Annotated in this window: 9 protein-coding genes; 5 read left to right on the top strand and 4 right to left on the bottom strand. The window is 35.5% G+C overall.

The window, feature by feature from the left end; all coding sequences use genetic code 11:
- The 5 genes from DMP16_RS05160 to DMP16_RS05140 all read left to right on the top strand — a co-directional run.
- Positions 1 to 850 (top strand): MFS transporter (locus DMP16_RS05160; RefSeq protein ID WP_143576946.1); only part of this gene is annotated, 850 nt, incomplete at its 5' end.
- Positions 851 to 1,028: 178 nt separating this feature from the next.
- The gene (locus DMP16_RS05155; protein WP_069283069.1) at positions 1,029 to 2,420 is read left to right on the top strand and encodes a cytosine permease; all 1,392 of its coding nucleotides are present in this window, start codon (positions 1,029 to 1,031) and stop codon (positions 2,418 to 2,420) included.
- Positions 2,417 to 3,352, top strand: coding sequence for a nucleoside hydrolase (locus DMP16_RS05150; protein WP_143576945.1), 936 nt, complete (start codon positions 2,417 to 2,419; stop codon positions 3,350 to 3,352). Before DMP16_RS05155 ends, DMP16_RS05150 begins: the two co-directional genes overlap by 4 nt.
- A 162-nt stretch (positions 3,353 to 3,514) precedes the next feature.
- Positions 3,515 to 4,192: a helix-turn-helix domain-containing protein gene (locus DMP16_RS05145; RefSeq protein WP_069283071.1), complete on the top strand. Its 678-nt coding sequence runs from the start codon at positions 3,515 to 3,517 to the stop codon at positions 4,190 to 4,192.
- 180 nt (positions 4,193 to 4,372) lie between these two features.
- Positions 4,373 to 5,908, top strand: a complete 1,536-nt coding sequence (locus tag DMP16_RS05140) for an AMP-binding protein (RefSeq protein WP_069283072.1) — start codon at positions 4,373 to 4,375, stop codon at positions 5,906 to 5,908.
- A 178-nt stretch (positions 5,909 to 6,086) separates the two neighbouring features.
- Here the strand turns inward: DMP16_RS05140 and DMP16_RS05135 are convergent, their stop codons facing one another.
- From DMP16_RS05135 to DMP16_RS05120, 4 genes are all read right to left on the bottom strand, one after another.
- Positions 6,087 to 8,102 (bottom strand): GH116 family glycosyl hydrolase, encoded by a 2,016-nt coding sequence (locus DMP16_RS05135; RefSeq protein ID WP_069283073.1) that lies wholly within the window; start codon positions 8,100 to 8,102, stop codon positions 6,087 to 6,089.
- Positions 8,103 to 8,463: 361 nt separating this feature from the next.
- Complete coding sequence (locus tag DMP16_RS05130) at positions 8,464 to 9,489, bottom strand: NAD(P)-dependent alcohol dehydrogenase (RefSeq protein ID WP_069283075.1); 1,026 nt, start codon at positions 9,487 to 9,489, stop codon at positions 8,464 to 8,466.
- Positions 9,486 to 9,911 (bottom strand): iron-sulfur cluster assembly protein, encoded by a 426-nt coding sequence (locus DMP16_RS05125; protein WP_185957817.1) that lies wholly within the window; start codon positions 9,909 to 9,911, stop codon positions 9,486 to 9,488. The genes DMP16_RS05130 and DMP16_RS05125 overlap by 4 nt, the downstream gene beginning before the upstream one ends.
- 10 nt (positions 9,912 to 9,921) lie before the next feature.
- Positions 9,922 to 10,998 carry an amidohydrolase family protein gene (locus DMP16_RS05120; protein WP_069283078.1) on the bottom strand — a complete coding sequence of 359 codons (1,077 nt, stop codon included), beginning with the start codon at positions 10,996 to 10,998 and terminating at the stop codon, positions 9,922 to 9,924.
- Positions 10,999 to 11,144: the final 146 nt, after the last annotated feature.

Below are 11,144 nucleotides of genomic sequence, written 5' to 3'. Positions count from 1 at the left end.
GACTACTCCTATATTATGGAGAGTAATTATGATAATTGGGGGAGTTTTAGCTGCTATTATATTAGGGCTGAGAAGTAAAATACCGGAGTCAGTATTATGGTTAGCATATCAAGGTAAGTTAGCTACTGCTAAAAGGATAATAAAACAAACTTATGGAGTTGATTTACCAATACCAGACGTGGATGTGAGCTTGAGACCAGTAGCTAAGGGGGTTAAAAGTGCATTTAGTATATTTAAAGCCGATAAATGGCGGGAGTTAGTGTATTCATTTAATGGTAACTTTGAGCAGAGCTTCATCTTTTACACATTTGGTTTTTATATACCATATATTTTATTAGCCTTAAAATTAGTTGGTCCTTTAGCTACTCTGATAGCTTCAGCAATACTTTATTTAGGAGGGGTAATAGGAGGGTATTTAACTGCATGGCTGACTCCTAGGATAGGTACGAAGTCACAGTATGTAATTGGTGCTGTCGGAGAAGGTATTTCCGTGGGATTAATAGCACTAACATACATTCTACACTTACCATTACCCTTCTTCGTGTTCTTTTCATTCCTATTCTACTTTTTCCACGTTATAGGTCCTGCTAGTCAAGGAATGACATCGATAAATGCGTTTTTTGGGACAGCTGAAAGAGGTACAGCCGCTGGTTGGGGATACGCTTTTGTGAAGGCTGCTGCTGTAATCGGAATAATCATAGGATTCGCTGGAGTCACACTAAATCCAGTAACTACTACTTTAGGGCTATCAGCATATGGCATTATTACCGGCATAATAGGTTTGATAATAGGTTATGATACTAGAACATATAAGTTAGTAGATGTGGAAGAAGTAGTTAAAGCTACATAATTTTTTTAAAGCTACATTTTTTATATTCTTCGAAACTTTACATGAAAAATTATTCTATTAGTTTAAATATGGACGTGATTCTATTCTAACTTACTTCCTCCTCACTATAGATAACGGGTTTCCCTTTTCCCTTGTAAATAGTATATTTAATATATGTCCTTTCTCTATATTAATCTCGATGCCAGAAGATGAAAAAGAATTAGAAGAGAAAATCAAAGCTGCATCAGAGGGAATACCAGAGATTGGAAAAGTAGGTAGAGAGATGGAGACAATAGGAATTCTTCCAATCCCAAACAAGATGAGAAACATGAGCTATGCTTCACTATTTATTTTCTGGGCAATGGCTAGTGCATCTGCTGCAACTCCCTTAGCAGGCTTACTCGTATATGGTGTTGGTATACCATATTTTATTGTCATAATATTGCTCTCAACTATCATAGGAATAATTCCAGCAGGACTGTTCTCTGAAATAGGTAGACAGAAACCAATTGTGTCATTAGTCCAAGCTAGAGGAACGTTTGGATACTATCCTGCTAACGCTCTCTCAATGTTATATACGATAGTTAACATGGGTTGGTTTGGACTTAACTTAGCTGTAGGTGCACAGATATTATCTGCTACAAGTGGGTTATCCTTCGTATTATGGGCTATCATTCTTGGCATATTACAAATAATTCTAGTAATGTTTGGAGCAAAATGGTTAAACTATTTCTACAAATATACTGCTCCCTTACTCGTGATAAGTTATGCAATATTAACTTATTACCTATTCTCTGCCTTCCATCCAGACTTAAATAAATTGTTACAGCCTTCTTCTCCCATAAATTGGGGTCTAGATATGGATTTGATACTATCCTTCTCCATACTGTCATGGTCATATAAGATAACTACTGTAACCAGATTTGCAAAGCCCTATAACGGGAGGTCAGTAGCCTATTTTCTTTCCCCAGGTTTAGGAATAATGTTACCAGTACTATTGATGGGAATATTAGGATACATATCTCAAGCTACTACCGGAAATTGGAACCTAGCAGCCATCTATAGACCGGGAGATCCAGTTTGGGTAATATTTGCAGCTATAGGTGCGTCAATAGCTATAATCCACACTAATGCAATGAACTTGTACCCAGCTGTAGCTGACTTATTAGTAGCTGTTGAGGTTTTCTTCAAGAGGATAAAGTCCTATAAGATTTCTCAACCCATATCTACCTTAAGTTTAGGTGTTATCTCTACGATATTAGCAATTTTAGGAATACTTAATTATGTAGAGAACTTCTTATTACTAGTAGGTGATGTGATATTTCCATTTACGTTTATCTTAATAGTGGACTATTATTTTTCATTAAGAAATGCACCAATTACTGTATTCTATAAAGCAACCAAATCAATTGGTTGGAATGGTATAATAGCATTGGCAATAGGAGTAGCCTTAAACTATTATGACGTCTTTGGAGCTGTGTCTAACTATTTCCCATATCAAGTTTTAGGTAGCTTAATATCAGCCCTTATTTACTATTTGTTATTGAGGATAAGAGGTCATGATATACTAAAAATTAAGGTGAGACAATGAGTAGAGTTTTCATAATTGATTGTGATACGGCCGAAGATGATATTATGAGTTTATACATGTTGCTAAGAAATAACGTAAAAGTTGAGGGAGTAACAATTGTTGAGGGAAATATATCTTATGAACAAGAAATAAACAACGCATTATGGGCTTTAGAGTTCATTGGAAGGGAAGACATTAAAGTGTATCCAGGTAGTGATAGACCGTTAATAAAAAGTTTTAGAACTGTTGAAGAGGTTCATGGAAAAGGAGGAATAGGGGATAAGGTAACATTACCGAAAAAGTTGGTTGCTGATAAGAAAAAGGCTATGGATGCAATAGTTGAAATAGCAGATAGATATGCTGATGAGCTAGAGTTTTTAGCCATTTCCCCTTTAACTAATCTCGCATTAGCTTACTTGAAAGATAAGTCTATAGTAAATAAGATTAAGAAAGTCTGGGTCATGGGTGGTACAGCATGGGGAAGAGGAAATATCACGCCAGTATCTGAGTATAACATATGGGTTGACCCTGATGCAGCTAAGATAGTATTTAATGCTGGCTTTAATATAACTATGGTTCCTTGGGATGTGATAGTTAATTATGCTATAGATGAACAAAATTGGAAGAAGATAATGAGTATTAATACAAGGATGGCTAATTTTTATGTTGATATTTACACCTACTATCGAAACTATGCCATGACTAGACAGAAGATGAGAGGAAATCCTCATCCAGATTTGATTACTACAGCTGTAGCTATAGATCATGATAGTGTAGTAAAGAGTTCGGAGAAACACTATATTGATATAGAGAATTGCGATTGTTTAACTAGAGGTATGACTGTGGTTGACTATTTATCTATATGGAAGAAAGAACCTAATGTCGAATTAGTATATCAGATAAATGAGGGAAAATTCTTAGAGATGTTATATGACTTACTTAACTGGTTTTAAATTTAAGGGAATTTTTTAAATACTGTAGTGTATTATTGTCTTTTGTTAATTTAATACTTAGGATGACTTCTTTGAATGATTAATGCATATTTTTTCCTCTCAAGAATCTCAACACTAATTAGACATAAGTTTTATAATGTATAAACATTATAAATTCAATCAATGAGAGATACTTCTTATGTAAGTCTCACAATAAAGCATAACGGGTGTTGGTCTGAGCTAACAAATTTCACTTATGCTGATTCCCTTATTAACGTAGAGTATTCTAGTTTTGGAATTCTTAAAGCGAACAGAATTACAATGATTAGGGGTAGGAGTGATGAGGGTAAATCGAAGCTAAGGTATGCTTTAGATAGGGATAGTAGCATAATAAATTATGACTTGTGGAACGTTTTAACTACGAATAGATACTCAGTATTCATTATATCAATGCTTCAAGATGCTGATAAAGCAGTAATAAGTAGACTTAACTCTAAGGGAGTATTACTGATAAACGCTACTATTAAGGATGGCTTAGAGTATTATGATGTTTTACTTAACATACCTCCTAAAACCTTTGTTAACAGTTTGCAAAAAAGTGATAGTAGAATTGAAATTATAAACTTCACTGAAAGAGATTTAAATGAGAAAAACTTATTTAAAGCGATATCTAGGAATGTAGGAGAGATGCTATTAACTGATAACGAAAGAAAAGTTATTACTAGAGCTAGAGAGCTAGGTTATTTAAATTCTCCTAGGAAGATGAGACTAGATGATGTGGCAAAAGAGCTCGGTAAAAGTAAGATGTATGTATCCCTATCTATGAGAAGCATTTTTAGGAAATTATCTAACTTAGTTTGATAAAAGAACGGCAAACCTCGCCTTTTAGGGCGGGCAGAAGGTTAGTATTATATAGAATAGCCTTTATCAATTTCTAGATATACTTGTAAAGTATATGGTATTTAAATTGTCTTCCACAAGTATAACTCTGACATCTTTCATCATAAAAATTTTTAGCTTCCTATAAGAGGTGGAAAATTCATGATTAAGGGAGAAGAGGCAAAAGAATTGTACATTCCAATTATACAACCAAAAATTTTAGAGGAAAGTAGTCACAAATATAAGGATCGTGTTGTCTTATCATACTTTAAGAGGAATATATACTATGATGATTTATTAAGAATGATTAACTCTGTTTCCCAGCAATTATCAGAAAAAGTAAACAAGGGAGACGTGGTAATATTAGCTACACAAAATATACCTCAGTTCATAATAGTTGAGTACGCAGTCTGGAGTTTAGGGGGGATTGTATTACCAGTTAATCCAGCTTACTCTGCTAGAGAATTAGAATTTCTCGTTAATGACTCTGGAGCGAAGTTAATGATAGCCTCATGTGAGGCTACTAAGGCTAACATAGAGACGATAACTACAAATCCTAACACTTTTGCAGAAATTCCCAGTGAGTATAAGGAGAAATGGAAGATAAATGATGAATGTGAGGAAATGTTAGATCTAAAAAGCAATAAGAAGGGGATAAGAAGAGATGTAAAGCCATCAGATATAGCTTTACTAGTTTACACCTCCGGGACTACGGGAAAACCCAAGGGAGTGCCTATAACTCATGCCAATATTTATGCTTCAACATGGATATATAATAAGTGGTTTAAATTTAATGAAAATGATAAAGTATTAGGTATAGCCCCATTTTTTCACATAACCGGGCAAATATTTCACATAACTACCTCAATTTACTCTGGCTCATCAATATCAACGTTCTTCCGCTTTGATCCCAATTTATCTTTACAAACGGTCGAAGAAGAGAAGACTACAATTACTATGGCTGTCGCTACTACCTATAGGGCAATGTTAAACGTGTACGATAAACAAGATCTATCTAGTATGAGAGTATGGTCGTCTGGAGGAATGGCTATGCCTAAAGCTTTAGAAGAGGAATGGAAAGTTAAAGTTGGAACTTACATTTACATGGCTTGGGGATTAACAGAAACTACTTCTCCAGCTACCTTATGGCCTTATCCCTATGAAGGAAAGTTACCGATTGATCCAGAAACGGATATTGTTAGTTCCGGAGTACCAGTTTACGAAACTGAAATTGAAATAGCTCAAGATGGCGAGGTACTTGTTAGAGGACCTCAAGTGGTTAAAGGTTATTGGAAGTTAGGAGAATTTAAAGATGGGTGGCTTCCAACTGGGGATTTAGGTAAAATAGTTGACGGATGGATTTACATTTTGGACAGAAAGAAAGATATAATTAATACCTCTGGATTTAAGGTAATGCCCAGAGAGGTTGAAGAGGTTATCTATAAGCATCCTGCAGTTGATGAAGTAGCAGTAGTCGGCTTACCAGATGCTTACAGAGGAGAGGCTGTAGTAGCTTTCGTTAAGTTAAGACAAGGTTTTATTCCATCAGAAGAATTAGCAAAGGATATCATTAATCACTGTAGGAAGAATCTAGCGCCTTATAAGGTTCCTAGAGAGGTCAGATTTACGAATGAGATCCCTAAAACTCCTTCTGGGAAAATTATGAGAAGGGTTTTCAAAGGTGATTCCTTAGGCTAGTTAGTTTGGTGAAGCTATTGAACTAACGTATAGATAGAGCGCCTTCCTCTTTTTCCTCACTTTGTAAGCCTTCCTAATGAATCGATAGAGTATTAACTTCATCTATAATAGGCTTTCGTTAAAAAGGGGAGATAAATCTAGGCGCTTTAAGGTGTTGGAAGAGGTTGGAGCTCTAATTTTAGAAGAGAAAGCTCCAGACGCTAGGACTACCTATGTAATGGTCTAAATAGTTTACAATAGGCTCAGGTTTACCATTACGAGCGTTAATCTTAGAAGGCTGATCCCAAGTTAATCCATTCTCGACTAGATTTTTCCACTCCTTCTCAGCTAACTTCAAGAAGTCTGTAATACCATACTTATACCCCAGCCAAGAAATGGCAAAGACCATTCTGGGCCATGAGGAGTAAGTCTGTTGGCTGTAATTCATTATTTCGCCCTTATCACTAACTAAGTTTGGAGTACAGTACTTTGATGCATTACCGTTTAAATTTAAGATACAATTTAACGCACTAACTATTTTTTCCTCTTCCATAATTTTTTCTAATCCCAGTAAAGAAGTCCACCATTCTCCGAAAATCTGGGCTATGAAACAGCCATCCAAATTATCTGAGGGTTTGAAATACTTTCCATTGAACATCTTTCTATACACTTCTCTTGCTATTTTTAGCTTCTCCTCTACATTACTTAGCGTCTTATTATCTTTCATCAACTTAGCGATTTGCTCCATGGCGATTAGAGAGGCTATATACAGAGAAGAAGTGTAACTATCATGACCTTTAATTATAGTAGCGTCAAACGCGTTGTCCATTTCTCCCTCCAGGTAGGGTAATCCATCCTTACATACGTCAAACTCCCACTCCATTGCTTTGACTAAGCTAGGGTATATCTCCCTTAAGAACTCTAAATCATTAGTAAACTTGAAGTATCTATATACTAATAAAATAAATGTTGGATTCATATCTTTCCACCTTGGTGGAGAAGTTGTGCCATCTATTGGAGAATCTAAGGAATTGTATCCTAAGTCATGTGGAACATAGCCGTCTTCTCTAATCTGACTTGAAAGGGTTTTAAGAAACGATTTTTCTAATTCCGGAAACATTAATAAAACTGGTAATGAACCAAATTCATAACAAGTCCCAATCGTACCTAGATAGGGGCAGTTCTCTGGTGCTTCATAGATTGCAAACCTCCCCTTTTCGTCAAGCCAAGTGCTTGTAGAAAGTATGTACGCACTATTTATTATTGCATCTTTAAGCCAATCTGGAAAATAGTTTGGCAAATTTTTATGCCATTCTTCACTTTTTCTCCTTAACTCTTCATAGTTCTCCATGAAGTACTTGGCAATTTCGTAAGAGTTCTTGAAGAAGTTGTGGTAATAATGTCCATAAGGGTAAAATACATATTTTCCTGTTATATACCAAGAGTAAGCAAATCTTACCTCTTCATTCTCCTCATATTCCGATATTATTATACTGGCAGGTTCATCTCTATGACCTTGAACTTCGTGGATATCATCAACTGGTATTTTATCTTTGTCCAAATTTTGCCAAGGCTCTTCGTTTTCGTACTGATTTAACCAATAATTCAAACTTTCACTTGGTTTCTTCTTTAAGTTATATTGGGTGATGATATGTTTAGCTTTATTTACTATTAATGTTGCATCACCTTTAGCTGGATCGTATTCATTTGCTTTAAGATTTTTATGTATAACTGCATTATCACTAATTCTTTCGTTAATCCTTCCTATACTAGTAGTTCCAATTATGTTAGGCATAGATATAGATATTATACCATTTTTGCTTCCAATTATAGTTATAGTAATGCCTACTACGGGTAAAGTAGAATTCTTTAAATCTCGGGGGATTATAGGTGAGAAAGCTTCTAGCTTGATTGAAATGTTATCAATTTTACCTAATACCTTAACAAAAGGATATCTTCCTTCGTAAGTAATTTCTCCTTGATATTCCCTAATTGTTGATAAACCGCTATTCTTCTGAAAGAGGAATCCTTGAGATTTCTCTCTAGGCTTTATAAAAACGTGAAAACCCCTAAGCAGTCTTATGGGATTATTCCAATTATTTAATATCGAAACATTTACCATCCTCACTTTATTATCTAATTCTATCTTACCAGCCCCTATTCCTCCTAAAGGAACGCCAGACGAGAGTTTACTGTCACTGCTATAAATAACCATTTTTTAAATTTTAATGATGTTAGTTATAAAGTCATATGTGAATTTAGCGCCGTTATTAAACCACGAATTAAGATGGAGAATTTTATTAAAGCAGACCCCACTTTGAAGGGTGAGTCTTTCCTTTCGTTTGTAAAGAAGACTCTATCACATAAGTGCTGACTTCCTCCCCGCCCTAAAGGGCGAGGCTTGTCCTTCCTTTGTCAGACTCCATTAAATATCTACCGTTTAAAATCAATAAAATGAATTTTTACTTTAAGATTGTTTAAGAAAAATCTGACCTCCTCTCTGCCCTAAGGGCGAGGTCTGCCGTTCTTTTTATCACTATCAGAATTAGTATCACTCATTTAATAAAATGGAAGACTTATGGTATTAGTACAGCTCTTCCTAATATCTGTCCTCTCTTCAATTCCTCTAAAGCTTGATTAGCTTCTGTAAGTGAGAAAGTCTTAACATTTACCCTCACCTTACCCTGGACATATAGTTCAACTAGTTCAGCTAACTCATTATACGTGCCTACTAAATTTCCAACTACGCTTATCTCTCTGCTGATGAAATCCACCGTTAGATCTCTGAACTCTCCACCATAACCTACTATAGAATACAACCCTCCCTTCCTTATCATTTGAAGCGAATCTCTAGGAGTGTTATGCTCACCTACGAAATCAATTACCACGTCAACGCCTACATTATCAGTTATCTTCTTAATCTCATCTATTGCGTCCTTAGCTAATATCGTATAATCTGCTCCTAACTCCTTTGCGAACTTTAATTTTCGTTCATCAATATCAATTGCTATGATTTTAGCTGATGTTAATGCTTTAGCTACTTGTAAACCTATATGACCTAAACCTCCTACGCCAATTATTGCTAAAAACGTGCCGGGATAAAGTTCTTTAGAAACTTTCTTTACTGCATGATATGCAGTTAATCCTGCATCAGCTAATGGAGCCATCGAAACTAAATCAACACCCTTAGGTACCTTTACAGCTGAAAAAGCTGACGTCTTCAGATATTCTGCATATCCTCCATCAGTACCATCTAAACCTGGAAACTTTCCATTAACACAATGCATGTCATTTCCAGCTCTACAAGCCTTACATCTCCTACAAGTTATAAATGGGTGTAATATTACTTGATCCCCTCTCTGTAGCCAATCAACATTATCACTAACTTCTTCAACTATTCCTACGTTCTCATGTCCTATTGCAAAAGGTAGTTTTGGATTAAAGATATCCTTCCATACTCCTTCTTGGATATGCAAATCAGTTCTACAAACCCCAGCCCCTCTTATCTTAACAATTATGTCATAAGGCGAGGTAATTTTAGGCTCTGGGACTTCATCTACACTTAATGGTTTATTATACTCGTGAATCCTTACAGCCTTCATTTCTCTTTCGCCTCAGCTATTAGTTTGCAGAACTCCCCGTTTATACTTAACGAAAGTTTAGTTAATCTATCTTCTTTACCTCTTTTCTCTACCATAAACTTATTCCTAACCTCTTCATAATGATTTCCTATTGCCTCATCTTGATAACATTCTTTAAATGTTAACCCTCTATTGATACATTCACTTAATCTCTTAGCATCGTGATGGTCAATAACGTTTATTATTACATTAGGTAATTTTCTCTTAATATCTTCCATTATCATATAAAGAAATATTGGCGGCCAGAAGAAGGTTGGAGGAGAAATAGTAATTGTCAACTTACCATTTTTATCGATATTATAACCCTTCAAGAACTTCAAATCAATAATGGAATTGTTAGTTTCTGGATCTATTACCTCCTTGATTATATCCTCTATATTCATGTTCAATCACTTATAATTTAACTTGTAACACGTTCCTTCTTTTAGAAATCTCATCTTCTCTTTTTACCACTTCTTCTATCGGAATTCCCCATAACTTAGCAGAGTTCTCATATAATATCTTCTTCTTCACGTCTAACGTCAATTCAACACCATATTCTCTCTCAATATCTTTAGGTAGTTCGAACTTTATGAAGTCCTCTATTATCCACTTTGGATTCCATATTGCATAATCTGAACCATAAAGTATTCTATCCGGTCCTAGCCAGAAGAGCAGTTCAGCCATGATTTGGGCAAAATATCTAGGCCTTTTCCTTATGAAAGCTGTCGCAACAGCTAAACCAGCGTAAACGTTCTTATCCTGAACCCCTATCCAGCAGAAGTCGTCTAATCTAGGTAAGCCTACATGAGTTACAACAAATTTCATCTCTGGAAAAGATGATGCTGCAGAGTCAACGTCTTTAACGTCAAATGCGTCCTTATCTAAAGGCCAAACCGTTGGACCCTTGTGTGGGACTAATATCTCTATTCCCAATGATTTGCTGAACTCTATGAACTCGAAAGCCTCTTTAGAGTCTAATCTCCAGCCTCTGGATAAACTGCCATTAATCTCCTTCCATTCAGCGGTGTATAACTTTACGTGCTTCATTTGCCATGGTTTAACCCTATACTTTCTAACGTCTTCTTCTAGTTGCCTTTTACCCTCTTCACCATCTCTAGGATCCCATCTAGTACCTATAACAAACTTGTAGGGATTTTCTAATGCTAACTTTCCAAACTCCTCAGTATTGCCAAAAGGTCTTCTATAAAAGTAAAGTAAATACTGGGGCTGAGTTATGGCAACATCTACATAACCCTTAATCATTACATCTTCTATCATTCTATTATGCCCATAGTACTTGAACGTGTTAAAATCCATGATATAATCTTCTGGGCTAAGACTCTTATGGTAGTCATAAAAACAATTTATCCATCCTTTACCTAATTCTGGTCTTAGCCAATTATCTTCATCAGCTCTCCAAACGTGGACGTGATAATCTATTACCGGTATTTCATGCCTTTTTCCTTCTTGGGTTTCAACTATTATCATATTAATCAATTTAATATTATCTCTTTAGCATATAAGGATTATCGTGATAATAAGCATAATAAGGATTAAGATAGTTCGAATTTGATGTAGTGGATGATAAATATAAGGTGGTAAAACTAACTCCCCCTTTAGAGGGGTTCCCCTCA

Source organism: Sulfolobus sp. B1, assembly GCF_007050195.1.
In the GTDB taxonomy this organism is placed as follows: Archaea; Thermoproteota; Thermoprotei_A; order Sulfolobales; family Sulfolobaceae; genus Saccharolobus.
This window is presented reverse-complemented; position numbering and strand designations above follow the sequence as displayed.